Raw genomic sequence first — 26,173 nt, forward strand, 5'->3', positions numbered from 1 at the left:
ACCTCTCTGCGCTGCGGCACATGCGTGTGCCGTGGATGGATGGGGAGGGAGGCCCCGGCAGGGGCGAGGGTTTGGCGACTACACGCTCTTGCCGGGGATGACTGCGTTACGGACTCGGTCGGGAGCGGGGCTTTCCGACTCGGGCGGCTGACCGGCGCGGGTCACGCGGCCTTGTCCAGGTCGGCAGAGGCGGGCAGTTCGCGGACCTTCAGTCCGTTGCTGCACATGAGGTCGTTGATCTGCCAGCAGGCTTCGGTGGGCAGGTAGACCGAGCGCAGCCGGACGGGCGTGCGCATGTCGCCGACGGAGGCGATGGAGACGCCCTGGGGCATGGTGCGGTCGGCGGCGGTGATGTCCAGTTCCCGGCCGTCGGGGAAGAGGTGCAGGAAGTCCTCGACGGTGTCGACGCGGTGGCAGATCCGGGCGGACAGGTTGGTGCGGATGGCGGTGGTGAGCACGTCGGCGGAGGGTTTCTGGGTGAGCAGCCACAGCCGGACGCCGAACTTGGCGCCCTGGCTGGCGATGGCCAGCAGTTCGGCCTCGAAGCGTTCGCGGGCCTTGCGGTCGGGGTGACGGGTGTAGTTCGCCACCTCGTCGATCACCACGAGCAGCAGCGGCAGTTCCAGGCTGAAGTCGGTGATGCGGTCGGTACGGCCGGACCAGAACAGCCGCTCCCTGCGCTGCATCTCCTCGCGCACCCAGCGCAGGATCTCGGTCGGCTCGTCGGGGTGGATGGCGTCGGAGACCTTGTACGCGGTACGCCACCAGGGCGCGACCGCGCCGAGGTTGGGGTCGATCACGATCAGGCGCACGTCCCGCATGAGCGAGGCGTGGGCGAGCAGGGTGTTGACGGTGATCGATTTGCCGGAGCGGGTGGCGCCGGCGACGAGGGCGTGGGCGGAGTAGGTGAGGTTGAGCACGACGGGGGTGCCGTCCTCGTCCCATCCGAGCAGCACGTCATTGGTGGAGACGAACTGACCGGGTCGGCAGGCCGGGGAACCGTCGGGATCGAGTAGTGGTGAGCGGATCACCGCCTCCAGTGGTTCCCGCCGGAAGCCGCGCGCGACGATCACGCCTGGTGTGGGCTGGGTGATCCGGATGCGTCGCATGCCCCAGGCGTCGCACAGGCCCTCGCTGGCGTCCTGCCAGGCGCTCAGCCCGACCTGCGGCAGCGCGTCGGCGGTGACGGTGACGCCGAAGGCGTCGGCGCGGGTGTGCAGGCGTGGCACCAACACGCGCGGTTTCGCCGGCTGTTCCTGTGGGCCGTACTGCTGGAGCACGGTGGGGGTGGCGTCCTTGACGGCCAGGCCGAGCATCGGCGCGAGCCGTTTCCAGGTTTCCAGCTCCACCGCATCCGCCGCGCCTGCCGCAGACTGACCCGGGTCTCGGCATCGGCCCGGTACCAGCGGGCGAAGCAGAACCCGGCCCAGCCCAGCAGCCCAAGCACGCCGAGACCAACCACGGCCAGGAGCACGGGCCCGAGGGACCCGGATGTCACGAGCCCGCCTTGGCGGTGATGGCGTCGGCGCGCAGGGAGATGCCGTGTCGGTCCTTGCCGTTGATCTCGTTCTCCCAGGCCGAGGCGAGTCCCCTTGCGTCTGGAGCTGGAGCCGACACCCGTCGAGGGCTGCGCGGGCTGCGCCGAACTGACCAACGTGCGCGACCGGGCCCGCGCGGTCGGCGACTGGACCACCGTCACCGACTGCAACGTTTACATGCGACGCCACCCGGAGGGCCACCAGTGAGCCCCCGCGCCGTCTACCGGCACATCACTCACACCATCCGCCATGCCCCTGAAGGCGGTATCACCTACGAGACGTTCTGCGCCGCCTTCGGCTGCGGAGCCGAATCCGGCCCCCACGACGAGCAAGAAGCCGCACAGGACTGGGCACTTCGCCACACCGGACGCACCGGCCACGACCTGTTCAGACGCGTCTTCACCGACCACGCCAAGGCCACCCGAACCGAGTAGAACCCCACCGGCAGCCGAAACGAGATCCACACCCCGCAGGTTCTCGCACCAGGCCAGCAGCCCCAGCCGAACGCTCAACCGACAGCCACGGCGCCCACCGAAGCGGTGTCGAGTCTCAGGTGATGCTTGACGGGTTGGCGTCGGGTGATGCTTGACGTCTGCCCTAGACGATCTTCCGGCGGTTGTGTTCGCCGGACTTGCGGACGACCACCTCTTTCCTGGTCACTCGGGGGACGGTGGTGATCAGGTCGGTTCCGAGGAAGACCCGGATGGTGTCCTCGTCCAGGTGGGCGGTGACGACCTGGCGGGCATAGGTCCGGCCGAGCTGGATGCGTTGTCCGGCGACCATGAACCCGCCGGTGCTGCTGACGGTCCGCTCGGCGATCTGCTCGCCGGGCGGTGGCAGCTGCGGGGGCGGCCCGGCCGGACGGGCTCCTTGCAGGCGTCCGCAGGCTGAGGCCGGCAGCGGGCTGGGCAGGGTGGCCTTCAGGACCCGCTGCTCGTCGAGGACCTGCAGGATGCGGCCGCCCAGCCGGAGGGTGACTCGCTGTCCGGCGAACGGCCAGCCGATCAGGACCTTGTCGCCTGCCAGGCCGACGTAGCCGACCGCGTTGACGGTGCGGTCCACCTCCACCGCCCCCTTCGTGTCCTTGACCGGTCCGGGCTTCTGCGCCCAGGGTCCGGCGGGCCGGGCATCTCCGCCTGCCAGCAGAGCTTTGAGGTCACGGCCGGACAGCTTCGAAGGCAGCGTCTTGTGCCGGCCACCGCCGATCAGGACGTGCAGCCGGTTCACGTCGATCCGAAAGGTCACCGTGGTGCCGGCAAGGGCCGGGCCGAACCAGATCTGCTGCCCGCGCAGGCTCAGGTTCCCCGACGCGGGAACCACCCGGTCCAGCTCGATCACACCCACCTCGCCTTCGGCCATCGGCCAGGCCCGCGGCACCGTCTCTGGTTCTGGCTCCGCCGCTGCCGGGGCGGAGACCGGGTCGAGGCGGGCGGGCAGGACCACCGGCAGGGCATCCTGCTCGGACCGCGGCCGGGGGACGAAGCGGCTGGCCGGGACGGCCATGTCCAGGGCCTGATGCGGCCGCATCCGGTTGTAGTCGTCCAGCCAGGCGTCCACCGTCGCCTGCGCGGTGGCCAGGTCGGCGAACGGATCATGCTGGTCGAGGAGTTCACGCCGCAGGGTCTGGTGGAAGCGTTCGATCTTCCCGGTGGTGGTCGGGGACTGCGGCTTGGTGAGCCGGTGGGCGATGCCGTTCTCCCGGCAGATCCGATCGAACATCGACTCTCCGGGCTTGCCGGGACTGAAGCGGGCGGTGAACTGCTTGCCGTTGTCGGTCAGCACCTCCTCGGGCACTCCGAACCGCACCAGCGCTTCCCCGAAAGCCGAACAGACCGCGCGGGCCGTGGCCCGCTGGACCACCTTCGCAATCACCATGAACCGTGAGTGGTCATCGATCCCGGTGACCATCTTGCACTCGCCGCCATCTGCCAGCAGGACCCCGCCGACGATGTCCATCTGCCACAGTTCCATCGCCGTCGACCGCTCCCACCTGCGGTAATCCGACCGACGCCGACGACGCACCCCCGGCTCGATCAGACCGTTGCGGATCAGAACCCGATAGACCGTCGCCCTTGAGGGCACCGGCGTGAGGCCTTTGCGTTCCAGTTCGTGCACCAACCTGCGCGGACCCCAGGTGGGATGCCGGCGCCGCAGCTCACACACCACCGCCTCCACCTCCCCGGCGATCCGGTGCGGACACGAGACCGGCCGGTGCGACCGGTCCGCCAGCCCCGCAAGACCCGACTGCCCGTACTTGCGCACCCAGGAGTGCACCGACTGCCTCGACACCCCATACCGGGCCGCGACTTGAGTGACAGCAACCCCCGCGGCAACCTCCATCACCGCGTGATACCGCTGCTCGACCACGCTCAACTCCACCAGCACGGCCCCGGCCCTCCCTGCACACGCCGATCAGACGCGCACAGCCAAGCCGAGGCAAGCGGTGTCAAGCATCAGGTGAAGCCACAACGTCAAGCATCAACCGAGACAAGACACGCCCACCGAAGCGGGATGCGTCCAAACTTTCTCTACGTCTTCAAGGCGACCCGCTGACGCGGGCCGCGCGCGGCACGGCCGCCCACCCGGCCCGCTCTCGGCTCCGCCACCGCGGGCCGGCCAGCGACCAGGCCGCGCAGCAGCACGTAGCGGACGACCGGAAACGCGGAGAAACTGGACGCGCCCGCACGGCGAGTGCCACGCCGAGGCGAGGCGGTGGCGGGGGAGTTGGCCGGTGCGCAGGCCTGTCGGTGGGGCCGGTCGGCTCCGTGTGCTTTACCCACCTCCCCGGGTCGGGGCCCGCGTCGGGCAAGGCCAGCGGGCCACTCGTTCAAATTCCGGGCAGGGGCAAAGCCTGCCCGAGTTGCCGGGCCAGCGTACGGCCCCCTGACCATGCCCGACCCCAACCCGGGCAGGACACCGGCCAAAGCCCACTCCACCGCCCTCACGCACGTAGCCGTCTGACGGCAACGCCGACGGCAACACGAGCGCACAGCACGGCACTTCCACGCACACCCACGGACCGGCCGGAATTGGCTGACCAGCGAAAATGCAGGTGACGACCGCGCGGCGAGCACACGTACTATGTGCTGGCAGGGACCACACCGGTCCTTGTGCATAACACCTGTGGCGACCCGGTGGTCCTGTACCGCTCTCCTGGGACGGGTAATAGGGCTAGCGAGGCCAGTGGTCTAAATGCCGCTAATCATGCTGGCGATCATCCTACGGCTTACCTGTCTAACCTTCCTGAGGGGGCGGCCCACTATGCGGGCAATGGTCACGACCTCGGAATGCATGTCTTCGTGATGAAACCTGGATTCAGGGAGGCATTTGGGGGCCCGGTGGAAGATGGAGGCCTGGAGTACCCACTAAAGAATTCAATGGGACTAACGAAGGGCCTCACTGAATGGAGGATTCCGGCGAGTCGATTTGATGAGTTCAACTCATACATTGACCACGATCTCACCGAGTGGTGGGATGCTGCCGATGGGCACTTCTTCCAGCCACCGGGATCCATACATTAGCCGTGACTCTCTTTGGTGGGGTGGCCCTACAGAGGGCCACCCCACCAACCCGACAGAAGGTGAGACTTGGATGGTTCGTCTCAATGATCCAGATCGGTTCGCTCACTTTGTAGAGCAGCTGAGTTCGACGCTCGGTGTGGAGCCGGAGATCCGTGAGGTTCCGCCCCGGGAGCCAGGTGACGGTCAAGTTTTCGCTCTCATCTATGCGGATACCCCGGAGCCCGGCTTCATTTCTGGATTTACATACGGGCTGTCGCTGTGGGAGGGCGCGGATTCGCTGTCATCATCCCGCGAGCTTTGCATAGTGATGCGTTCGAATGATTCAGAATGGGCGAAGGTACCAGCCATCACGGTGGCAGCCCTACGTGGCATGTGCCCCTTCGATCCGGGGATGGTGATTGGTTACATGAAGCCGTATGTGCCAGGTTCGGGATTGAGCAGCCTGCTCTTGGCTGTACCCTCGCCTCGGCTGATGCTCGCCGACCAGATCGATCTCGCACGCTCCGGCATGGGTTCCGGCGATTTCGTAGAGATTATTGGTGCTTATCCGATCTATGCCTCGGAGAGGAAGATCATCCATGCTCAGGGAGCCGGAGTGGTGTGGAACTCCGAATGGGACCCATATGATCCCGCTCGTCCTGCGGTGGTTTGACGTGGGGGTGCCCCGAGGCTGATGGTTCCGCATGGCGCGGGATGAGCGGCTCACTCGATTCTTGCCTCGCTTCTGAATAAATTGCAGCGGCCCCACCGGATGCTTTCCGGTGGGGCCGCTGTCGCCGTTTGACGGCAGTAGTTGACGGCAACATCAGCGGACGGGAGCTGCGCAAAGCGGAGGGCTCTCGCCGTCATCGGGCCGGGCAGCGCGGCCGCCCCGGTCGTCGAGGGCCCGCCCGAGGAGGTCGATGGCGCCGCGCTGGAGGCGGAGCTGGACGTGGGCGTATACGGTCGCGGTGACCCCTATGTGGGCGTGGCCGAGGAGTTCCTTGATGACGACGAGTTCGACGCCCTGTTCGAGGAGGAGGGTCGCGGTCGAGTGGCGGAGATCGTGAAACCGGATCTGCCGGAGTCCTGCTCGGCGGAGTAGGGCGTCGAAGTGCCGGGTGAGGGTGGCAGGTTCGATCGGGTGGCCGTCGGGCTGGGTGAACACGTGGCCGCTGTCCAGCCAGACCGCGCCCGCCCTGTCCCGTTCCTGGGCCTGCTCAGCGCGATGCGCGCGCAGTGAGGTGACGCACAAGGTCGGCAGAGCGATGCGTCGCTCCGAGCTGATGGTCTTGGTCGGCAGGGTGGTCAGGCCGTTGGTATGTGTGCGCTGGAGGGTACGGTGGATGCTGGCCGTGCCGGCGTCGAGGTCGAGGCCTTCCCAGCACAGGCCGAGGAGTTCGCCCTTGCGTAGTCCGGTGCGGAGTGCGAGCTCGAACAGGGCCTGCAGTCGGTGCCCGTTGGTGGCTGCGAGGAAGGTACGGGCCTCGTCGGCGGTGAGGGGTTCGAAGCGGCGGGGCCGGGGCGTGCCGGTGCGGACGTTGCGGGCGACGTTTCGGGGTATCTCCTCCTCACGGACGGCGTGTTCCAGGGCGGATTTGAGTACGGAGTGGATGTAGGCGAGCGTGACCGGGGAGAGGCGCTTGCGGCAGCACTGGCCGATCGCGCAGCAGCGCGGGCGGCGGCCCGTCTGGGCGCGGCGATTGCTCAGAGCCAGTCTTTCCGCTTGAAGATGACGTACAGACTGGTGCATACGACCGCCATCAGGACGATCGCGAAGGGGTATCCGAGCACCCAGTGCAACTCCGGCATGCTGTCGAAGTTCATCCCGTAGATGGTCCCGACCAGCGTCGGAGTGAAGAGAATCGCCGCCCATGACGAAATCTTCTTGAAGTTGTCTGCCTGGGGGCGCTGACCTGCGGTGATGCGGCTTTGGTGGCCTCTGGCCTGCGCGGATGGATCTTTCAGCGTCATAGCGGATCATGCCGCGCTATGCGGCCGATTCTCCCCACGCGCTCCCCGGCGCAGCCCATACTCCCTAGATTCTCCCCAGCGAGGGTGTCCCGAAGGGATCCGCGCCACGTGTGCTCGTGCTCGCCTGGCGGCCGGTGGAAGTCACTATGGGTTACCTCTGAGGTGTCGTCCACCGGCCTCCAGGCGAGTGCATTTCGCGGTCCCCGAATCCTGTGCCCGCATGGGTTCACCGGGTTGCGTTCAGGCCGTCTGCGACTCGCAGCGACACCTGGCCACGTTCGGTGCGGCGTCGGGCGATGAGTTCCGATACGAAGAGAGGTCGTCTTGGTCGGACGTGCCCCCGAGGTGCCGATAGAGACGCTGCTCGGTCCTCGGATCGTGGGTACGTACTAACTCGGCCAAGACTGATGCCCAACAGGGAGACCCCAGCGTGAGCGACTTTGTCGTCCAGAAGATCGTCCGGCCCGAGCGTGCGGTATCGGGCCCGTGGTTGGAGGTGATCGCCTCGAATCTCGACTACCACCGAGCGACCTTCCTGTGGAAGTGCGAGGGTCTCTCGGATGCACAGCTGCGGCTACGCGCTGTGGGGTCGTCGGCGTTGACCCTGCTGGGGCTCATGCGCCATTTGCAGGGGGTCGAGCGTGCCTGGTTCCAGCGGACGTTGGCGGGCACGGCGCCTCGCTTCTTCCCCTATCGGACCTATGTCACCGCTGACGGAGGCGAGTGGTACGACGAGTCGGACATCACGCCGGCCAGGGACGTCTACGCGGACTACCTGAAGGCGTGCGAGGAGTCGCGGCAGGTGTTCGCGAGGGTGACCGTCGACCTCGCGCGTATCGTGCCGAACCCGGAATTCGGTGACACCGACGTGCGGTTCGTCCTTGAGCACGTGATCGAGGAGTACGCCCGCCACGTCGGCCACGCGGATCTCCTCCGCGAGGCCATCGACGGCGCCACCGGCGAGTAGCCAACCGCTGTGCCCTACGAAGCATTCCAGGGCTCGTCAGACGAAGTGTTTGCCGGAGTCACGGCAAACGGTTCGTGCAACTCCCGCTACGCTCCCGCCTCATGGGAACACCCTGGGCCTCCATCATCGCAGCGTCGACGGCCGTCTTCAGCGCGGTCGCCACCGGGGGTGCGTGGCTGGCGGCGCGCCGTGCGAACGCCACCGCGGACGCGGTTGCGCGCATCGAGCGGGACCGTTGGCACGCCGACCTGCTGCCGCAGTTCATCGTGAGGATCGAGATGGATGAGGGCGACCGAGCGACGCTCAACGTCCGGCTCGTCGGCCCGCTTCCGCTTTGCCATCTCGACGAGATCCGAGTCGAGGTCGCGCAGAGCGATGACATGGACTACACGTCCCGGCTCGCGGGGCGGGGGGGCGACCGAGGAGCCGGTGGCTGCCCAGGTGTGGGGACCGCTGCGGTTCGTGCCCGGCTCCGACGGCGCGGACCGGAACGGGCAGACGGTCGCCCCGTTCGCTCTCGCGATAGGCAGGGGGCGGCCGTTCGCGCTGGAGCGCACGCGCTCACCCCTCTGGTGGGACGGCAACGACCGGGAGGAACGGTGGCGGGACAAGTGGCTCAACCTGCCGATGCGCCTGGTCCTCACCTGCCGTCGAGAAGGTTTCGAGCCGTGGACGGTCCCGTACGAGGTGGACGTGCCGGAGGCACCGAGGGTGCGGTTCGTCGGTTGACCCTGCTGGGGTTGATGACCCGACCAGGGTAGGCAGCATGCGTCGACCTCTCCAGCCTCCCGTGTCCGCCGAACGGACACCCCTAGCCGCCAACTGAGGTCGGCCGCCGCATCCTTCACGGATCGGCGCTCTCGCGCTGGCCGTCCCCCGTACGGACAGCATCCGTATCGCCGCTGGATATACGGGGGTTGTGGGTGCGGCGGCGGTTCGTCCGGCGGGCGTCCTTGAGCTCGCGAACCGTGAGGCGGTAGCGGAGTAGCTCACGCCACCACTCCAACCGCGCCGGGGCGGTCTGGGGCAGGGCGCGGACGAGAGTGCGCGCCAGCGTGACGAGCGCGGTGGTGATGGTGGTCAGGGCGACGAGGCAGGCGGCGGCCCAGGATGGGACCGCTGAGAGGTCGGGCAGCACGGGATGAGGGCCTTCCGGAGGCGCGAGGGCGAGGTCCGCGACGAACCAGCCAGGGGCGTGCCGAGGAGCCTGGCGCTGGCCGAGCGGTGGCCGTGCCCGTGCTGTCGGGAGGTCGCTCGACTCAGCCAGGTGGGGCGGTTGGTCACCGGGTTCGGCATGCCGGTGACGCCGGTGGCGTCGCCCCTGGCATGTGCATCCCCCTATGCGTTGTCTCCGTTGGCCGGTGTCTTCCCCGAGTCGGAGATCCCTACACGACTTCCGAGGCGCGACGGGGCAGCCCCCAGTGGCCCCCGAGTGGTTCAGTTACTCAGACGCTCTCTGGTCCCGATACGTCGTGACCGTTCTGTCCGGTGCTTGCTTCTCCCGCTCGCTCGCCCACGGTCTGCCATTTCGAAGCTTCAGAACGGTGCGCCAGCCTTGCCGCTCCACAGCCACGTCGGAGGCGACGCTCTAGCACCACGAGGAGCACGTTATAGACACCCGACACCGAGGAGATTGCGACCCATACCTCGCAAGGGGAGCCATTGGCCCCGAGAACCAGACTCACCACAGGGATCGCAAGGGCGATGGCGAGCAGTGCCCAGTGAACATCCACCATCTTGAATTCGCTGGTCACGGGGCTGGTGTGTGTGGTGGGTTGCGTACTCGCGCTGGTCGGGGGCGATTGTCTGGCGTCAAGATCGTCTGTCAGCGCGCGATCTCGATGTTGGTCAGTACGAGCAGGGCGCGAAGGAGCGTGGTGGCGTGTCGGACGTGCAGGCGGAGCTTGGTGATGATGCGCCAGTTCTTCAGGTGCGCGAAGGCGTGCTCGCAGACCGCGCGGACAGACGCGATCAGCTTATTGACCTGCTTCTTCGCAGGGATGAGTGGCTTGGTGCGGGCGGCTTTGTAGCCGGTGATGACCACGGGGTTGTCCGGGTCGTCGTCCAGGCCGACGAAGCCGAGGTCACCGATGGCACCCAGCTCGACGGCCCGCAGGCGCTCGACGAGCTTGTTGTAACGGGCGGTGGTGATCTCCGAGGAGCGTCCCGGGCGGGCCGCGGACAGCCACAGCAGCCGGCCCTTGTGATCGGTGAGGGCGAGGAAGAGCAGGCCGTGGGCTTTGTGTTTCCCGCTGTAGTTGCGGCGGTTGTCCGCTCCTGTGCGCCGCCGGGTGCGGATCAGAGTGCCGTCGATCAGGACGACGTGGCCACCCGTTCGGATGACTTTCTTCAGCGCGCGCTCCAGGCGCTGGGCCCGAGCGGCAAGCAGTTCGATCACCTCCAGGACCCAACGACGTACCGTCGTGGCGGAGATGTGGTTGCCGCCCGCCATGTCGGCAAGCCGCTGGTCATGGCGGAGAACTGCGAGGACGATCGTGGCGGTCTTCCCGGCCGGCAGCTTGCGCCACCGGGAGCGGATCTTCTTCAGATGGCCGCGGAGCAGGTCGCCGAGGAAGGTCAGGGTGGCCGTGGACAGCTGCAGACTGGACTGGTAGACAACCGTCTCAGTGCCCCCGGCGGGGCTGGTTTTCTTTGGCATGATCTATCAACTGCCGCCGGGGCCATCGGCGTTACGGCCCGGGCTGTATGCCGTTGCTGGACCACACTCACAGCGTGGTGGTGAACTTCCCGTCGGCCAGCGTGCGCAGCCAGCCCCGCTCGGCCAGCCGGTTCAGCTTCGAGCGCATCGCCTCCGAGCGGGCCGGCTCTTCGGACATCCCCAGCTCACCGCAGACCTGCTTGACCATGACCGGCGTATCCGCCCGTCGCACCACGTCCATGATCCGCTGGTAGTCCACAGGCAGTACCGTCTCGTCTGTGTTGCGCTCGCGCTGCGGCACCAGCAGCACCGCGCGGCCCGCGACCTGGCTGGCACCCCCAGGCGTCGTCCTCGTTTCGGCGTGCAGCTGCTCGGCCAGCCGACGCGCGACCCGCTCGGCGACGGTGAGTTCCTCGAGCTCGTCGCGCACCTCTTGAAGCTGCTGGCTCAACTTCTCTGCCTGCAGTTCCAGTTCGGCCCTGCGGGCCGTGATCAGCCCATGAAGGTCCGGTTCCGCATCCCTGGCCACCTGACGCACCTCCCGCCGGATCGTACGGACAGGTACCTCGCTCACGCCGGGAAATCCGCGGATCCCTGGTCACCGAAACGGCAGACTCCGCGGGAGTTCTGCGCGGCGTTCGCCGGACTTGATCAGCGGTTGGAAGACTGGGCGTACCGGAGGGCCAGACGTTCCTGACCAGCCTGGACGGCGAGTACGACGTCCTGTTGAGACGTGGGCGGGCCGGAGCGGAGCATCTGCTCTGGGCCGACCCGCCCACGCAATATCAGCTTGCGGCGGGGACCGGGTCGCGGGTTGGTTCGGGCATCGCCTCGGGTGCGGGCGTCTGCTTCGGATCGGGCTCGACTGTCACCGCAGAGGGAGCGGAGGCAGGGGTGTAGGGAATCTCGCCGCTCAGGACGGCCTTGGCGCGGTCCTCGTCGAGCTCGCCCTCCCAGCGGGCGACGGCCAGGGTGGCGACGCCGTTGCCGACCAGGCTGGTCAGGGCGCGGGCTTCGGACATGAACCGGTCGACGCCGAAGATCAGCGCGAGGGCGGCGACCGGGACGTGCGGGACGGCGCTGAGAGTGGCGGCCAGGGCGATGAAGCCGGAGCCGGTGACGCCTGCGGCGCCCTTGGAGGTGAGCAGCATGACGGCGAGCATGGCCAGCTGCTGGGTGAGGCTGAGGTCGATGCCGAGGGCCTGGGCGAGGAAGACCGAGCCCATGGTCAGGTAGATGGCGGTGCCGTCGAGGTTGAAGGAGTACCCGGCGGGCAGCGTGATGCCGACGACCGGTTTCGAGGCGCCCGCATGCTGAAGCTTGGCCATCATGCGCGGCAGGACAGGCTCCGTGGAGGACGTGCCCAGGACGATCAGCAGCTCCTCCTTGATATAGCGCAGGAACGGCAGCAGCCGCAGTCCGTTCAGTCGCATCACGGTCCCGAGGACGACCAGGACGAAGAAGAGGGCGGTCAGCCAGAACGAGCCGACCAGCAGGGACAAGTGGCGCAGGGTGCCCAGGCCGTAGTTGCCGATGGTGAAGGCCATCGAGCCGAACGCGCCGATGGGGGCCAGCCGCATGATCCACCGGATGAGCGTGAACAGAACCATGGAGAACTTCTCGACGCCCCGGGCGATGCCCAGGCCGGCCTCTCCGCTGGCGTGCAGGCCGAATCCGAACAGCACCGACACCAGCAGCACCGGCAGGATCTCGTTGCCAGTCAGGGCGCTGACCAGCGTGGCGGGGATGATGGTGAGGAGGAAGGCGGCGAAGCCCTCGTGGGCCGTGGTCGCCTCCGGCGGCAGGCCCTTGGTGGACAGGGTCGAGAGGTCGATGTGCAGACCGCTGCCCGGTTTGACGACGTTGACGACGACCAGGCCGATCACCATGGCCACGGTGGTCAGCACCTCGAAGTAGACCAGGGCCTTCAGGCTCACGCGGCCGACCGCGCGGGCGTTGCCCATGGAGGCGATGCCGTGGACGACCGTGCAGAAGATGATCGGCGCGATGAACATCTTCACCAGCGCGATGAAGCCGTCGCCGAGCGGCTTGAGGTCACCGCCGATGGACGGCCACAGCCCGCCCACGGCGGCGCCGAGGAGGACGGCGATCAGGCACTGGACGTAGAGGTGGGACAGCATCCGGCGGATGCGGCCGGGTGGTGCGGTGACGGTACCCGGGGCAGCGTCGTTGCGGCTCATGCGGGGCGTCCTTCCAGGACGGGAACGAGGAGTTCGGCTCGGGCGATACGCCGGGCGGCGCGGTGCAGCAGCACCGTGGGGGACGCGCCGTCCGGTGCGGGGACGGCTTGGGTGGCGATCACGCCGGCGGGGGTGCCCAGGCGCAGCGTGCCGTCGGCGGTCTGCCGGGCGACGCGGTGGGCGAGGGTGCCGGGGGTGGCGGCGGCCGTGGCCAGGGCCACGGCGGAGGTCAGGCCGATCGCCGGGTGCGGGGCGTGCATGGAGACCATGCGCACGGCCAGGTCGTACTCGTCCTGGTTGACGAGTATGCCCTGTGTGGTGCGATAGGGGGCAGGCCGGGCGACGATGCCCACCTTCGGCACCGCGTGGCTGACCGGATCGCCCTCGCGGGCCAGGCCCATGGCCAGCGCTGCCTGGCGGCGCAGCAGTGTCAGCGCGGACACTGCGGTGGCGAACGCGGTGAGGGATTCCGTGCCATCGAGGCCGAACGCCTTGGCCTCGAACAGCGCGGCCGGAGCGCCGGCGTCCACCAGGGATGCCTCGACGGGACCGTCCGGGCCGGTCAGCTCGTCCAGTGCCCGGCCGGTCGGCAGTGCGCGGCCGGTCGTCGAGCCCGCCGGGTCCTGAAACCCGAGCAGGACCGGCACGCCGGGCGCCGAGGTACCAGGGACCACGGCCGTGCCCTCCTCCGGGGCCACGCCCGCGGGGGTGGGGATCGTGCCGGTGAGGCGGGCCCCGGTGTTGACGTTGAGCATGCGGACGGTGGTGGTGTCCGACGCGATCGGCACGAGATCGTGGTGGACGGCGTACAGGGCCACGGCGGTGGCGCAGTTGCCGCAGTTGCTGGCCCACTCCACGCGCTCGTCGCCGATTCCGACCTGGGCGAAGGCGTACTCGACATCCACACCGGGTTGGGTCGACGCCTGTACGACGGCGGCCTTGGAGGTGGTGGAGGAGGCGCCGCCCACGCCGTCGATCTGACGGGGGTCGGCGGCGTTGAAGGCGGCGAGCAGGAGGGCATCGACGTCCACGCCCGTGGCGGCCACGTCGCGGTGGTCGAAGATCCAGCACTTGCTGGTTCCTCCGCGGATCATCTCGCCCTGCAGACGCAGCACAACTGACTCCTCACAGCCATGGAAGGGGAAGTCCACCGGCGGTCTCGCCGTGCGTGGTGTCCTCCACGGTGGGTTACAGCAGCGTGAAGTACAATCTCGGAAATCTGCATGGCTATTAAGGTGAAGTGAACGCTGGAGGTGGCGGCATGCTCGACGTCCGGCGGATCCTGCTGTTCACGGAGGTCGCCCGGCGCGGCTCGGTGACCGCGACAGCCCGCGCCCTCAACTACACCCCGTCAGCGGTATCGCAGCAGATCAGCCGCCTGGAAACAGAGGCAGGCCAGCCCCTGCTGGAACGCCACGCCCGGGGTGTCACCCCCACCGACGCCGGACGGGCGCTGGCCGAACGAGGGCAACGGATCGAACGCGAACTGCAGGCCGCGGAAAACGAACTCGCCGACTTCGCCGGCCTGCGCGCAGGCACACTGCGCATCGGCACCTTCCCCACCGTCGGCGCCTCGCTCCTCCCGCAGGCCGTGATCGCCTTCCGCGACGCCCACCCCGACGTACGGCTGACCGTCCGCAGCGCCCGCATCGCCGGACTCTGGACGATGCTGGAGAACCGGGAGATCGAAATATCGCTGATGTGGGACTACGACTGGAGCCGAATCGACCGGGAGGACATCGTCGTCACCCCACTCCTCGATGACCCGCCGGCCCTTCTCATCAGCGGCCACCATCCACTCGCCGGCCGTAACGCCGCCTCACTCGCCGACTTCGCAGACGACCCCTGGATCACCCGCGCCGACCATCACCCGGTGGCCGAAGCCCTCGTCCGCGGCTGCCGCGCCGTCGGCTTCGAGCCCCACATCGCCTACGAGGCCCACGACTACCAGGAAGCCCAGGCCATGGTCGCCGCCTGCATCGGCGTCGCCCTCGCCCCCACCCTGGCCCTGGAGGGCACCCGACCCGGCGTCACCGTCCTGCCCCTCCAGCCGCCGGCCCCCATCCGCCGCATCCTCCTCGTTCGCATGGCCGACCACTCGCTCACCCCCGCCGCCCTCACCTTCGCCGGACTCCTCCGCGATACCGCCGCAGCCCGAACAACCTGACATTGACACCGAACCACGCCCACCGGTCATGGAACCGCCGCGCTCACCGCCGCCAATCCAGGCCCCGCACTTCGGTGTTGGACGTGGGCAACGGGCGGCGCCAAGCAACCCTGGCCATACGTTGGGTTCGTGATCCGGAAGGAGCACAGGCTCCGAGGTGAGCGTGGCGAGCGTCGGCTCCGGCAGTGACAGGCCGAAGGCTTGATCGAGGTCTTCCACTGCGGGGTGGGGGCGGTGCGCCCGGTCAGCGGATCCGGGGCAGCGCCTTGTCCGGGTGCGCGGCGTGCACGGTACTTGACGGCGATCTTGGGATGGCCCACCTGAAGAACTGGCGCATCATCACCAAGCTCCGCCTGCACGTCCGACACGCCACCACGCTCCTTCGCGCCCTGCTCGTACTGACCAACATCGAGATCGCGCGCTGACAGACGATCTTGACGCCAGACAATCGCCCCCGACCAGCGCGAGTACACAACCCACCACACACACCAGCCCCGTGACCAGCGAATTCAAGATGGCAGATCCTCAATGGCGGCTGTTCCTGCCGAAGGAATGGGCGTCAGACACCGGCCGCAGGACCGTCACCCGCGTCCCGCCCGAGGTCACGCACCGGGAGAAGTGGCGGCTGGCTCTGGACATGCTCGACACCCTGGCCGGCTGGGGCATGAGGCCGCCGGTCGTCGTGGCTGACGCCGCCTACGGCACCAACGCACACCTGCGGGCCGGCCTGGCAGAGCGCGGCATCGACTACGTGCTGGCCGTCCGCGCGGACGTGACCGCCCATCCCTTCGAGGAACAGCCCGTCGCTCCAGCCCGCAACGGGCCCGTCGGGTGCTGGCCACAGCCTCGCTACCGCCATCCCGCACCGTCAGTGGCAGCCCTGGCCGCCGGTCTCGCGCAGGACGCGTTCACCACCGCCGCCTGGCGGAACGGCTCGCGAGGAGAGTTACGGTCCCGCTTCGCCGCCGTGCGCATCCGCCCTGCAGGCAAGGCCGTCGAGCGTCCGATCCGAACCGCTGCTTCGGCCGAGCAGGGCTGGTGGGACGGGGTCCTGCCGGACTGCTGGCTGCTGGTCGAGTGGCCCGAGGGGGCCGAGGCTCCCACCGACTACTGGCTGTCCAACCTGCCGGCTGACATGGCGATCGTCGACCTGGTCCGTCTGGCGAAGGTCCGCTGGCGCATCGAGCACGACTACCGCGAACTCAAGCACGGCCTGGGCCTGGACCACTTCGAAGGCCGGTCCTGGCCCGGCTGGCACCACCTCGTCACCCTCGTGACCGCCGCCCACGCCTTCCTCACCGAACAACGCCTGGCCCCAAAAGCACCCAGTCCGGCCTCACCCTCTACCAGATCCTCGATGCACTCCAGGACACCTTGAGGTGCTGGACCGGCATCTGCACCACCTGCCAACAGCCGCTGCCCAGCAGGACACACAGAACACCGAGATCAAGAACGACCTAACGGAGTCCTACTAGTGCTGGATTCCTCAAACGGTGTACACATATCGGCGCCGTAGTAAGCGAGTTGGCGGTGCCGGTCTGCCCCAGATCCAGGGGTTGGCCCGGGAGTTGAGCTGGTCGGTCGCAAGGGTGGTGGCGTATTCGATGTCGTCGCGGTTGGCGAATGACCGGCCGGCGAGGGCGGCCTTGCGGAAGATGCGCCACCAGCCTTCCTGCAGGTTGAGCCAGCACGCACCGACGGGGATGAAGGCGTGGTGGATCCGGGGATGGCCTTCGAGCCAGGTCCGAGTGGACAGGCTGTTGTGACTGGACAGGTTGTCGGTGACGATCCAGATCTCACCCTCCGGGTTGGCGTCCTCAAGCAGTTGCAGGAACTGCTGGTAGAAGACGCTGTTGCGGGAGGAAGCGGTCATCGTGACGGCCTGGCCGTCGGCTGGTCGCAGACCGCCGTAGACCCAGGTCTTCTCCGGTCCGCGGCTGTAGTCGAGTTCCGCTTTGATCCGGTGCCCGTCGGGTGACCAGGCGGGGGCGGGCGGGAAGGTCCGCGGGATCACTGGCCCCAGCTCGTCGGCGCAGATCACCGTCGCACCGGCGGGCGGGTGGGTGTAGAGGCCGATGATCCGTGTCCTTTTGGGACGAAGTCCGGGTCCTTCGATCGCGTCCAGGACCGGGTGCGGCGCCAGCGCACGCCCTCGGCGAGCAGGATGCGGCGGACCTGTGAGCGCCCCACCTCGATCCCTTCGGCCCGCGCTGCCGCGGCCAGGGAATCCAGCGTCCACTCGGGTGGCCCGGACTCGTCGAAGGCCCACAGCTCCCCGACCGGCTCCCACCTCAGCCGCCCCGGCGGGACGGTCTTGACCAGGGAGATGATCCGAGATCGTTCCTCTTCGGTGATCCGCCGCTTGCGGCCCTGCCCGCCCAGATCATCCAGCCCTTGCAGGCCTGAGCGGTTGAAGCGGTGCAGCCAGCAGCGGACCGTTTTCTGGCTGCAGTCCAGTTCCACGGCGATCGCCGGCACCCGTAGCCCCGCCCAGCTCAGCTCGATCATCCGGGCCCGCATCACTGCATCCCGCGGAGCCTTCCGCGCCCGCGACAATCGGCGAACGACGGTCCGTTCGTCCTCGTCACGCCCCGGTCGTGCTCGTAAAACCATCGCCCAGCACCCGCCCCCGAGCACCGTCAACTACCCCGCCACCAGGACATATACCCAACGAAAGAGGAATCCAGCACTAGTGCTGTGACCGGAAATGATCACCGGGGCGGGCAGTCAGCGGGGCAAGGGGCGATGATGTGGGGATGACCGCCAGCTCGCGCGCCCATTCGTTTAACGCGGCGGCTGACCAGTACGCGGCCAGCCGGCCTTCGTACCCGCCCGCGCTCTTCGATTTAATCGAACAGTTCACGAGCCGTCCCCTGGCGGGTGCCCGCGTCGCCGATGTGGGCGCGGGCACCGGAATCGCCACCGCGCTGCTGCGTGGGCGCGGAGCTCACGTAATCGGCGTTGAGCCGGGCGACGCCATGGCTGCCCAGTTCCACACCGTGCTCCCGGATGTGCCGATTGTGAGGGGTGACGGCAACGCCCTCCCCCTCGCGGACGCCTCCCACGACCTCGTCACCTACGCACAGTCCTGGCAGTGGACCGACACCACCCGCTCGGTCCCGGAGACGCTGCGGGTCCTGCGTCCGAGCGGTGCGCTCGCGATCTGGTGGAACACCACCGCCTTCGACGTGCCCTGGATCCGAGAGCAGCACCAGCGGCTCGCGCACCACTGCGGAGTGAAGCCGACTTCTCGGGCGCGTCCCAACGACAGCGACGCCGTCCGGCTCGCGGGCCTGTCGGGGCTCCGAGTCGCGCGCCGCCAGGTGCGGTGGAGCCGTGTGGTCTCCCTCGACATGCACCTTTCCAACATCAGCAGTCGCTCGGCGTTCCTTGTCCTTACCGAGGACGACAAGCGTGCCTTTCTCTCCGAGGAGCGCAGGCGACTGCGGGAGATGTTCCCCGGCGAGGCGGTGGAAGAGGTCTACGTGGTTGATCTACTGGTGGCCACTCGTCCGTGACCTGCCCAGTGTCCTGAGATCCGGACGGCCAGGCCGCTCCAACGACGGGGCGGCCGCCGAATCGGATGCCTTTCTCACTGCGGACGCGGGCGCGTTCACGCCGTTGAGCGGCCAGGACGTCGGGGTGCCGGGCGTTCTGGTTGCGCCAGCGCAGATATCGGTGCAACTCCCGTGTCTGGACGGTGTGGTTGGGGTGGTGAGAGTTGGCGAGGGTGAACTGCCGCAGCGGCCCGAAGTGCGCCTCGATCGGGTTCGCCCACGACGCGTTCGTCGGTGTGAAGCACAGCTCGACCTTGTTCTTCGCCGCCCAGCGGCGGATCCGCCCGTTCTTGTGGGCGGACAGGTTGTCCAGGATCACGTAGATCGGGGCGCCGTCCGGGTGTGCCGCGCGGATCGACTTCAGCGCGGCCCAGGTCGGCCCGATGCCCTTGCGGCGCCGGTTGACGCCCCACAGGGTGTCGTCGCCGACCGAATAGCAGCCGTGGAAGTAGGTGGTGCCATGGGTGCGGTGATAGGTGGCCGGCAGCCGGTCCGGCCGCCCCTGCTTCGCCCAGCAGGACCCGGCGGTCGGGCGGATGCCCAGGGGGCCGAACTCATAGAAGGCGAAGGTCCGCTCGGGCCGCTGGGTGAGGGCATACTCGATCCGGTCCAGCTTGGTATCGAAGTCCGAGTCGCTCGATTCCTTCCACGTCTTGGTGCGCTGGAAGGTGATCCCGCGGCGGGTCAGCAGGCAGCGCAGTGCTTCGCGTCCGATCCGTATGGAGCGGGGGACGTTGCGCCGCAAGTGGTCGGCGAGCTTGCGGATCGACCATCGGGTGAAAGGCTTGCCGAGCTTGGTAGGGCGGGTGATGGCCGTCCGGATGACGAAGTCCTCGTGGTCATCGCTGAGCAGGCGGGGACGGCCTCCCGCCCATCGAGGGTCCAGACAGGCCAGCCCGATCTCGTTGAACTTGTGGATCACGCGCCCTCCGCCACGGCGACGTACGGGCCCCTTGGGAGCAGTAGCTCCGCGCGAAAAAAGGTACCCAGCACGACTGGGTTCACGGCGCCGGTACGGCACCGATCTGCTGCATCACCCCGAGGAGGTCGGGCTGGCCCCGTTCGCCGACGATCCGGTCGTCGGCCAGGTAGTAGAAGTTCATGGCCTGCACCGAGATCTTGTTGCCGCTCGCCGGGATCCCGAAGAATTCACCGTCGTGGGTTCCCCGCATGGTGAACCGCGCGGCCACGGTGTCGCCTTCGGTGACTGTCTCCTCCAGCGTCCACTGGACGTCGGGGAAGGCGCTGCGCATCATCCCGATGACTTCCATGTACCCATCGGGCCCTCGCAGTGGTTCCGGGTGGCTTGGCGCGTGGAACATCGCGTCCGGAGAAATGATCTCGCGGGCGAGATCCTCGTTGCCCGTGTTGATGAACTCGACGAAACGGTTCATCACTGACTCGGTGGACTGCGATGGCATCTTGCTGTGCCTCTCCAGAGACGTTTGGGCGGGTACCTGCGAGCGTAACATCGAATCGATGTCCACATCGATTCGATGTTCGCGTGCGAAGATGGGCTCATGCTGGAACTCGCGATACTCGGCTTCCTCGCCGAGGGACCCCTGCCTGGACACGAGCTGCGCCGCCGCGTCTCGCAGCTGACCGGCTATACGCGGCCGGTCAGTGACGGCAGCCTGTATCCGGCGATCAATCGTCTGACCAGGGCGGGCTTGATCGAGCGGCGCGCAGACCCGGCCGCGGGGGCGGCCCGGTACGTGCTCAGCCTGACCGCGGCCGGCCGGGCCGAAATGCTTCAGCGCCTGCGCAAGCCCGCCGACCACGAGATCACCGACTTCACCCGGTTCTACGTCGTCCTGGCCTTCCTCTCCCACCTGCCCGACGTGGCCGAACAGCACGCGGTGCTGCGCAGGCGGCTGGAGTTCCTGGAAGAGCCGGCGAGCTTCTTCTACGACAACGAGCGGCCCCTGCGTGCCGAGGAGGTCGCCGACCCCTACCGGCAGGGCATGCTGCTCACCGCCCGCGCCACCAGCCGCGCCGAACGGACCTGGCTGCGCGAGACCCTCGGCGAGGAACCGCCCGTATTCGACACCGCCTGCACCGACAACGATCCACATGCGCCCGCCGCTCCCGCGAGCTGACTGCCCACAGAGGTACCCATGCTTGCTTCCTGGTACGACGCCCAGGGACCCGCCGCCAATGTCCTGCACGTCGGCGAACTCCCTGATCCCGTCCCCGGCCCCGGCGAGGTCCGCGTCCGTGTCACCGTCTCGGGCGTCAACCCCGGCGACACCAAGAAACGGCGTGGCTGGCTCGGCTCGTCCATGCCCTTCCCGCGAGTGATCCCGCACAGCGACGCCGCCGGAGTCATCGACGCCGTGGGCGCCCAAGTCGACGCCCACCGCGTCGGACAACGGGTCTGGGTATACGGGGCCCAGTCCTACCGCCCCTTCGGCACGGCCGCCCAGTACACCGTCGTACCCGACCACCAGGCCGTACCTCTGCCAGATCATCTGAGTGACGAGCTGGGGGCGAGCCTCGGCATCCCCGGCATCACCGCCCACCGCACCGTCTTCGCCGACGGCCCGGTCGACGGCCAACTGGTCCTGGTCCACGGCGTTCTCGGCGGCGTCGGCTCCCTGGCCGCCCAGCTCGCCCACTGGGCCGGCGCCACCGTGATCGCCACCGTCCGCCGCACCGCGGACCTCGACCGCGTCGACCCGGCCGTCGTCTCCCACGCCGTCGCCCTGGACACCGGCGACCCCGCCACAGCCATCCGCTCGTACGCGCCGCGGGGCGTCGACCGGATCATCGAGGTCGCGCTGTCCGACAACGCCGATCTCGACAACGCCGTCGCCGCCAACAACGCCGTCATCGCCGCCTACGCCACCCGCACGGACCGCACCGAGATCCCCTTCTGGCCGCTGCTGTTCAACAACGTCACCCTGCGGCTGCTCGGCAGCGACGATTTTCCCGTCGAGGCCAAACGCCAGGCCGCCCGCGACCTCACCTCCGCCGCCGCCGTCGGCGCCCTCACCGTCGCCGTCGGCGACCGCTACGCGCTGGACGACATCGCCAAGGCCCACGACCACGTCGACGCCGACGGTGTCCACAGCCGCATCCTGGTCACCCTCCCCCAATAGCGCAGACTCGGAACACCGGCCCGTCACCAGCAACCCCCGTCTCATTGACGGCCACTGGATCGCTCACCCCACGCGCCTAGGTTCACTGTCAAAGAAGCCGAAACGACTGGGTTCGTTGTCAAACGACTCGATTGGATGACAAGGGACACCCGGCCGTGACCCGCTGGGCAGCCGCCCACGCCGACCTGCACTGGGCTAACGTCACCTCGCCGCTTAGCTTGGTGTTTAACCTCGGCCGTTCACCTGACCCGCTGATCTTGGTTCGTTCCCGGGACAGCAGGACGGCCGTTCTTCACGCTTCGAGGTGTCGAGCAACGTCGCGTGAAGGAACGGCCGCTGGTGAAGAGTCTCGCCCCTGAACAGTCCGCCGACGCCGCGTTGGGCGTCCTGTCCCACTTTCGTGTCCAGTTCTACGACTGTCTCTACACCCGGGCGGATGCGCTCTTCGAGCTCGCCGACGCGGTGCTGTGCTCGGACGGCCCGGTCACCTCGCTGGTCGAGTTGACGCTCACGGCCGAGCACCGGCGCGGGCACGGAGCGATGTACGACGCGGTCAATCACGGCTGGCTGGAGCCGCGCCGCCTGCGCAGGCTGCTGGCCTCCACGCCGCTGCCGCGTGCCGCCGACGGGCGGATCGTGCTCGCGGTGGACGTGAGCAACTGGCTGCGTCCCGACGCCCCCACCAGCCCGGAGTTGCTGTTCTGCCACGTCTACGGGCGGGGCCGCAGCGCGGATCAGTTCATCCCCGGCTGGCCCTACTCCTTCGTTGCCGCGCTGGAGACGGGACGCACGTCCTGGACGGCTGTGCTGGACGCGATCCGGCTGGGGCCGTGCGACGATGCCACCGCGGTGACCGCCAGCCAGCTGCGCGAGGTGGTCACCCGGCTGGTGCACGCCGGGCAGTGGCGGCCGGGCGACGCGGACATCCTCGTCGTCATGGACACCGGCTACGACGTCACCCGTCTTGCCTATGTCCTGGCCGACCTGCCCGTCGAGCTGGTCGGCCGGCTCCGCTCGGACCGCGTCATGCTCCGGGACGCCGGCCCACGCCGCTCCACCCCGCGCGGCGGACAGCCCCGCAAGCACGGCGGCGTCCTCACCTTCTCCAAGCCGGAGTCCTGGCACACCCCTGACCAGGCCACCACGTGCGACACCACCCGCTACGGCACAGCCGAAGCCCTCGCCTGGGACCGGATGCACCCCCGGTTACAGGCCCGTGGCCCCTGGCTCGATCACTGCGGTGAACTCCCTCTGCTCCACGGCACGTTGATCCGGCTGAAGGTTGAGCACCTGCCCGGTGACCGTGACCCGAAGCCGGTATGGCTGTGGTCCTCACGCACCGGCATGACCGGCGAAGACGTCAACCTGCGCTGGCAGGCGTTCCTTCGCAGATTCGATCTTGAACATACCTTCCGACTGTTCAAGCAGACCCTGGGCTGGACCGTCCCCAAGGTCCGCGATCCGCACACGGCCGACCTGTGGACGTGGCTGATCATCGCCGCCCACACCCAGCTCCGCCTTGCCCGGCCCCTCGCCGAGGACCTTCGTCGGCCCTGGGAGCGGCCGGCGCAACCTCGTCGCCTCACCCCTGCCCGGGTTCGGCGGGGGTTCCGCCACCTCCGCGTGAAGACCGCCCGTCCCGCCGACGTGCCCAGACCCTCCAAGCCCGGACCCGGACGCCCACCCGGTTCAAAGAACCGCAGGTCAGCCCCACGTCACGAGCCTGGAAAGACCGTGAAACGAATCGAAACCCTCACCGAACACGTCCGCCTGAAACAGCAGCGAGGTTAATGATCAAGCGTACGTCCAGCAGTCCGGGCGTCTTCCCAGTTCAGAAGGGGTGTGAACGATGTAACCGGACGTCAAGCTCAGGATAGCCAGCCGGTGGAAGTCCGGTCCGGGGAGACGCCAGGGTCCCCGGTAGCTGACTCCCGGCGTCGCCCGAAATGGTGGCGTCGAAGTGGAGTGACAAGCGCCTCTCGGGGGCGTGCAACCGACCAGTCCGCAACATGAAGTGAAGCCTGCAGCGTCGTCATTTAACCCCCGCCCGCGGGCGGGCCAAGGAGGAGCCGAGCCTGTGCTTGATTGGCGAAGGCCACGGAAGATGATCTCGGACCTGGAGCGGTCGTCGAAGAACCTCCCGGCGTAAGGGGCGTGGAATGGTCGGAAGGTTGTCCTGGGAACTGGAGAGAGCCTCCTCGGCCCCGGGTATTGCGGCCCGGGAAGCGTGGCCTGCCTATAACCGGCAGAACCGGGAAATGGCGGGTTGTCGAGAGGCAGTCGGAGGGGGTCGTAGTAGTGACGATCGGCGGGACAACACAACCCGCTGGGAGCGAAGGGCCCCTGCTTCATCGACGCGATTCGAAAACAGGGAGGGACCCGGATGAGTGCCGTTACGGCTAGTTCCATCCGCCGGGAGGAAAGCGTCGCAGGACCAGTCCGCCGTCCTCTGGACAAGGTCCGAGCCTTGCAACGGACGCTTTACCGCTGTGCCGAGCAAGAACCCGAACGCCGGTTTCACGCCCTGTATGGCCATGTCCACCGCATGGACGTTCTGAGGCGGGCGTGGGCCGGTGTGTGCGCAAACCGGGGTGCCCCCGGCGTGGACGGTACGACCGTCGACGCGGTGGAATCCTCGGGGGTGGATGCATTCCTCCAAGACCTTTCGCAGAGACTGCGGGCGCATACGTATCGTCCGTCAGTGCTGCGACGGGTCCAGATTCCCAAACCGGGGCGGCCGGGGGAGTTCCGGCCGCTATCGATCCCCACCGTGGCGGACCGCGTGGTGATGACGGCTGCGAAACTGGTCATGGAACCAGTATTCGAGGCCCAGTTCACCGAGGCGAGCTATGGATTCAGGCCGAAGCGGTCCGCGATCGACGCGTGCGAGGCAGTGCGTGTCGCCGCGAACCAGCGGCGGGAGTGGGTGTTCGAGGCCGATATCCGCGACTGCTTCGGCACGATCGACCATGAGGCGCTGATGGCCCAAGTGGCGCGGCGTGTGGTGGACCGGCCGATGCTGAAGCTGATCCGGGCCTGGCTGCGGATGGGAGTCCTGGTGGGCGGGGTGACCTCGCCTACCGGGGCGGGAACCCCTCAGGGCTCACCGATTTCCCCATTGCTGGCAAATATCGCGCTGCACGTTCTCGACGAGGCGTGGCAGAACGAAGGTCGCCGGCTGGGGACGTTGGTGAGGTACTGCGATGATTTCGTAGTCCTGTCGCCGACCAAGCAACGGGCCGAACAGGCCCGTGAATTGGCGGCACGAGTTCTGGAACGGCTCGGGATGCGATTGCATCCTGAGAAGACCGGCATCGTCTGCCTCACCCGAGGCGGGCAGGGCTTCGACTTTCTCGGCTTCCACCACCGGAAGATGGAATCGTGGAAATGGCGGGGCAGGTACTACTTGCAACGCTGGCCCTCGGCCAGGGCGATGCGGGTACTGCGGGACAAAGTCCGTGCGGCGACCGCTCGTTCGAAGACTGAGCGGCCGGTATCCGCCGTGGTCGCCGATCTCAACCCGGTCCTGCGGGGCTGGTCGGCGTACTTCCGTAACGGGAACTCCGGACGGAAGTTCAACGTGGTCGACGGCTATGTCCACGAACGGCTGGCGATCTTTGCCAGCGCGAAACACGGACTTGCGGGCAGGAACTGGACCACCCGATTTACTTATGGGTGGATCACCCGGCTCGGTGTCTACCGCCTTACCGGAAACGTGCACAGGGCAACGGCGCATGCCAGCCGGTGAACGATGTCGGAAAGCCGTGTGCGGGAGAACTGCATGCACGGTTTGAAGCGGCGGGGACTGGAAACGGGGCATCAGCCACCGCGCCAGTCCCCGACCCTACTAAGGCTTCTGGACTGGGAGGGCTGGGGGCAGGCTCCGGAGGGGTTCGACGCCGCCACGCTCTACGCCTACTCGCTGCTCCAGGAGGACGTCGCCACCCGCGTCCGCTACGCCTTCCCCGTCCTGGGCAGCCCGGCCGGCCTCGCCGCCGAAGCCACCGTGTGCGCCCAGCTGCTGCAGACAGTGAGCCGCGGGGACAACCTTGCCCTCGCCGACCAGCTCCGGGACTGGTCTGCGGAACTGCGCCGACGCTGACGGCTCTTGCGCCCGGTCAGCCAAGCCTGGAGATCAGCCTGCCCACCCGATGGCACGGACCTCGATCGCTCCGGCATGCGGCATGTACTGGATCCAGCACCGTCGCCCGAACGCTTCCCGGATCTCCTCCACAGATCCCGGGTCGCGCACATCGGGCCAGGCCCGCGGATCCATCCGCGCGACCTCCACGAGCGCCATCACCTCCTGCCGGGCTCGGTCGTCCGGCACGCCATGACCTCAACCGCGAGCTCTTCCACCACCAGGCCGTACCGCATTCCGCACACCCCCGTGTGATCGACTGAGGCAGCAGCGTACGAGGGAACAGCCGATCGCGTTCCGGCCTGTGGATAACCCGGTCGGGCATGGTCCAGAGGCCGGACGGCGGCGAGGGGTACATGCACCGCTCG

At 68.0% G+C, this 26,173-nt stretch carries 23 protein-coding genes and 4 pseudogenes; 13 read left to right on the forward strand and 14 right to left on the reverse strand.

Annotation, left to right across the window (positions count from 1 at the left end; all coding sequences use genetic code 11):
* Positions 1 to 161: 161 nt before the first annotated feature.
* A complete protein-coding gene (locus SMIR_RS39675; protein ID WP_212728166.1) occupies positions 162 to 1,349 on the reverse strand; it encodes an FtsK/SpoIIIE domain-containing protein in 1,188 nt (395 codons plus the stop codon).
* 243 nt (positions 1,350 to 1,592) lie between these two features.
* Here SMIR_RS39675 and SMIR_RS39680 point away from each other — a divergent pair, with 243 nt between their 5' ends.
* The gene (locus SMIR_RS39680; protein ID WP_212728167.1) at positions 1,593 to 1,745 is read left to right on the forward strand and encodes a hypothetical protein; all 153 of its coding nucleotides are present in this window, start codon (positions 1,593 to 1,595) and stop codon (positions 1,743 to 1,745) included.
* On the forward strand, positions 1,742 to 1,972 hold the full coding sequence (locus SMIR_RS39685) for a DUF7848 domain-containing protein (RefSeq protein ID WP_212728168.1): 231 nt from the start codon (positions 1,742 to 1,744) through the stop codon (positions 1,970 to 1,972). The genes SMIR_RS39680 and SMIR_RS39685 overlap by 4 nt, the downstream gene beginning before the upstream one ends.
* A gap of 163 nt (positions 1,973 to 2,135) precedes the next feature.
* On the opposite strand, the gene SMIR_RS39690 is transcribed toward SMIR_RS39685, so the two are convergent.
* On the reverse strand, positions 2,136 to 3,911 hold the full coding sequence (locus SMIR_RS39690) for an IS481 family transposase (RefSeq protein WP_212728492.1): 1,776 nt from the start codon (positions 3,909 to 3,911) through the stop codon (positions 2,136 to 2,138).
* A gap of 1,218 nt (positions 3,912 to 5,129) precedes the next feature.
* Here SMIR_RS39690 and SMIR_RS39695 point away from each other — a divergent pair.
* Entirely contained in the window at positions 5,130 to 5,711 is a 582-nt protein-coding gene (locus tag SMIR_RS39695; protein ID WP_212728169.1) for a suppressor of fused domain protein, read from the forward strand.
* A 153-nt stretch (positions 5,712 to 5,864) separates the two neighbouring features.
* Here SMIR_RS39695 and SMIR_RS39700 read toward each other — a convergent pair.
* Together SMIR_RS39700 and SMIR_RS39705 are read right to left on the reverse strand one after the other, a co-directional pair.
* A pseudogene (locus SMIR_RS39700) lies at positions 5,865 to 6,719 on the reverse strand (site-specific integrase); the annotation flags it as partial.
* Positions 6,720 to 6,745: 26 nt separating this feature from the next.
* Positions 6,746 to 6,943: pseudogene (locus SMIR_RS39705) on the reverse strand (CorA family divalent cation transporter); the annotation flags it as partial.
* A gap of 499 nt (positions 6,944 to 7,442) precedes the next feature.
* On the opposite strand from SMIR_RS39705, the gene SMIR_RS39710 reads away from it, so the two are divergent.
* Both SMIR_RS39710 and SMIR_RS44035 read left to right on the forward strand, forming a co-directional pair.
* The gene (locus tag SMIR_RS39710; protein WP_212728170.1) at positions 7,443 to 7,979 is read left to right on the forward strand and encodes a DinB family protein; all 537 of its coding nucleotides are present in this window, start codon (positions 7,443 to 7,445) and stop codon (positions 7,977 to 7,979) included.
* Positions 7,980 to 8,408: 429 nt separating this feature from the next.
* Complete coding sequence (locus SMIR_RS44035; RefSeq protein ID WP_249938576.1) at positions 8,409 to 8,708, forward strand: hypothetical protein; 300 nt, start codon at positions 8,409 to 8,411, stop codon at positions 8,706 to 8,708.
* 115 nt (positions 8,709 to 8,823) lie between these two features.
* Here the strand turns inward: SMIR_RS44035 and SMIR_RS39720 are convergent, their stop codons facing one another.
* From SMIR_RS39720 to SMIR_RS39740, 5 genes are all read right to left on the reverse strand, one after another.
* The gene (locus SMIR_RS39720) at positions 8,824 to 9,117 is read right to left on the reverse strand and encodes a hypothetical protein (protein ID WP_212728171.1); all 294 of its coding nucleotides are present in this window, start codon (positions 9,115 to 9,117) and stop codon (positions 8,824 to 8,826) included.
* A 687-nt stretch (positions 9,118 to 9,804) separates the two neighbouring features.
* Positions 9,805 to 10,638, reverse strand: coding sequence for a transposase family protein (locus tag SMIR_RS39725; RefSeq protein ID WP_212728172.1), 834 nt, complete (start codon positions 10,636 to 10,638; stop codon positions 9,805 to 9,807).
* Between the two features lie 67 nt (positions 10,639 to 10,705).
* Positions 10,706 to 11,212 (reverse strand): hypothetical protein, encoded by a 507-nt coding sequence (locus SMIR_RS39730; protein ID WP_249938577.1) that lies wholly within the window; start codon positions 11,210 to 11,212, stop codon positions 10,706 to 10,708.
* Positions 11,213 to 11,423: 211 nt separating this feature from the next.
* On the reverse strand, positions 11,424 to 12,839 hold the full coding sequence (locus tag SMIR_RS39735) for a C4-dicarboxylate transporter DctA (RefSeq protein ID WP_212728173.1): 1,416 nt from the start codon (positions 12,837 to 12,839) through the stop codon (positions 11,424 to 11,426).
* A complete protein-coding gene (locus SMIR_RS39740; RefSeq protein ID WP_212728174.1) occupies positions 12,836 to 13,954 on the reverse strand; it encodes a PrpF domain-containing protein in 1,119 nt (372 codons plus the stop codon). The genes SMIR_RS39735 and SMIR_RS39740 overlap by 4 nt, the downstream gene beginning before the upstream one ends.
* 146 nt (positions 13,955 to 14,100) lie before the next feature.
* Here SMIR_RS39740 and SMIR_RS39745 point away from each other — a divergent pair, with 146 nt between their 5' ends.
* Together SMIR_RS39745 and SMIR_RS39750 are read left to right on the forward strand one after the other, a co-directional pair.
* Positions 14,101 to 15,006 carry a LysR family transcriptional regulator gene (locus SMIR_RS39745; protein ID WP_212728496.1) on the forward strand — a complete coding sequence of 302 codons (906 nt, stop codon included), beginning with the start codon at positions 14,101 to 14,103 and terminating at the stop codon, positions 15,004 to 15,006.
* Between the two features lie 514 nt (positions 15,007 to 15,520).
* Positions 15,521 to 16,384, forward strand: coding sequence for an IS701 family transposase (locus SMIR_RS39750; protein ID WP_283959589.1), 864 nt, complete (start codon positions 15,521 to 15,523; stop codon positions 16,382 to 16,384).
* Positions 16,385 to 16,492: 108 nt separating this feature from the next.
* Here SMIR_RS39750 and SMIR_RS39755 read toward each other — a convergent pair whose 3' ends face one another.
* Both SMIR_RS39755 and SMIR_RS39760 read right to left on the reverse strand, forming a co-directional pair.
* Positions 16,493 to 17,047 (reverse strand): transposase, encoded by a 555-nt coding sequence (locus SMIR_RS39755; RefSeq protein WP_168499913.1) that lies wholly within the window; start codon positions 17,045 to 17,047, stop codon positions 16,493 to 16,495.
* Entirely contained in the window at positions 17,044 to 17,526 is a 483-nt protein-coding gene (locus SMIR_RS39760) for a helix-turn-helix domain-containing protein (protein ID WP_249938536.1), read from the reverse strand. The genes SMIR_RS39755 and SMIR_RS39760 overlap by 4 nt, the downstream gene beginning before the upstream one ends.
* 236 nt (positions 17,527 to 17,762) lie before the next feature.
* On the opposite strand from SMIR_RS39760, the gene SMIR_RS39765 reads away from it, so the two are divergent.
* Positions 17,763 to 18,524 (forward strand): class I SAM-dependent methyltransferase, encoded by a 762-nt coding sequence (locus tag SMIR_RS39765; RefSeq protein WP_212728175.1) that lies wholly within the window; start codon positions 17,763 to 17,765, stop codon positions 18,522 to 18,524.
* 49 nt (positions 18,525 to 18,573) lie between these two features.
* Here the strand turns inward: SMIR_RS39765 and SMIR_RS39770 are convergent.
* Together SMIR_RS39770 and SMIR_RS39775 are read right to left on the reverse strand one after the other, a co-directional pair.
* A pseudogene (locus SMIR_RS39770) lies at positions 18,574 to 19,485 on the reverse strand (IS630 family transposase); the annotation flags it as partial.
* A 79-nt stretch (positions 19,486 to 19,564) separates the two neighbouring features.
* Complete coding sequence (locus tag SMIR_RS39775; RefSeq protein ID WP_249938578.1) at positions 19,565 to 20,050, reverse strand: ester cyclase; 486 nt, start codon at positions 20,048 to 20,050, stop codon at positions 19,565 to 19,567.
* Between the two features lie 33 nt (positions 20,051 to 20,083).
* Between SMIR_RS39775 and SMIR_RS39780 the strand changes: the two genes are divergently transcribed.
* From SMIR_RS39780 to SMIR_RS39800, 5 genes are all read left to right on the forward strand, one after another.
* The gene (locus SMIR_RS39780; RefSeq protein ID WP_212728176.1) at positions 20,084 to 20,662 is read left to right on the forward strand and encodes a PadR family transcriptional regulator; all 579 of its coding nucleotides are present in this window, start codon (positions 20,084 to 20,086) and stop codon (positions 20,660 to 20,662) included.
* Positions 20,663 to 20,680: 18 nt separating this feature from the next.
* On the forward strand, positions 20,681 to 21,664 hold the full coding sequence (locus SMIR_RS39785; RefSeq protein WP_212728177.1) for an NADPH:quinone reductase: 984 nt from the start codon (positions 20,681 to 20,683) through the stop codon (positions 21,662 to 21,664).
* Between the two features lie 339 nt (positions 21,665 to 22,003).
* Entirely contained in the window at positions 22,004 to 23,455 is a 1,452-nt protein-coding gene (locus SMIR_RS39790) for an NF041680 family putative transposase (RefSeq protein WP_168486688.1), read from the forward strand.
* Positions 23,456 to 24,209: 754 nt separating this feature from the next.
* Positions 24,210 to 25,412: a group II intron reverse transcriptase/maturase gene (gene ltrA / locus SMIR_RS39795; protein WP_249938636.1), complete on the forward strand. Its 1,203-nt coding sequence runs from the start codon at positions 24,210 to 24,212 to the stop codon at positions 25,410 to 25,412.
* Between the two features lie 33 nt (positions 25,413 to 25,445).
* Positions 25,446 to 25,766, forward strand: coding sequence for a hypothetical protein (locus SMIR_RS39800; protein ID WP_212728178.1), 321 nt, complete (start codon positions 25,446 to 25,448; stop codon positions 25,764 to 25,766).
* Positions 25,767 to 25,799: 33 nt separating this feature from the next.
* Here the strand turns inward: SMIR_RS39800 and SMIR_RS39805 are convergent.
* Positions 25,800 to 26,041, reverse strand: a pseudogene (locus tag SMIR_RS39805) (hypothetical protein).
* Between the last annotated feature and the right edge of the window lie 132 nt (positions 26,042 to 26,173).

Origin of the sequence: Streptomyces mirabilis, assembly GCF_018310535.1 — a bacterium.
In the GTDB taxonomy this organism is placed as follows: domain Bacteria; phylum Actinomycetota; class Actinomycetes; order Streptomycetales; family Streptomycetaceae; genus Streptomyces.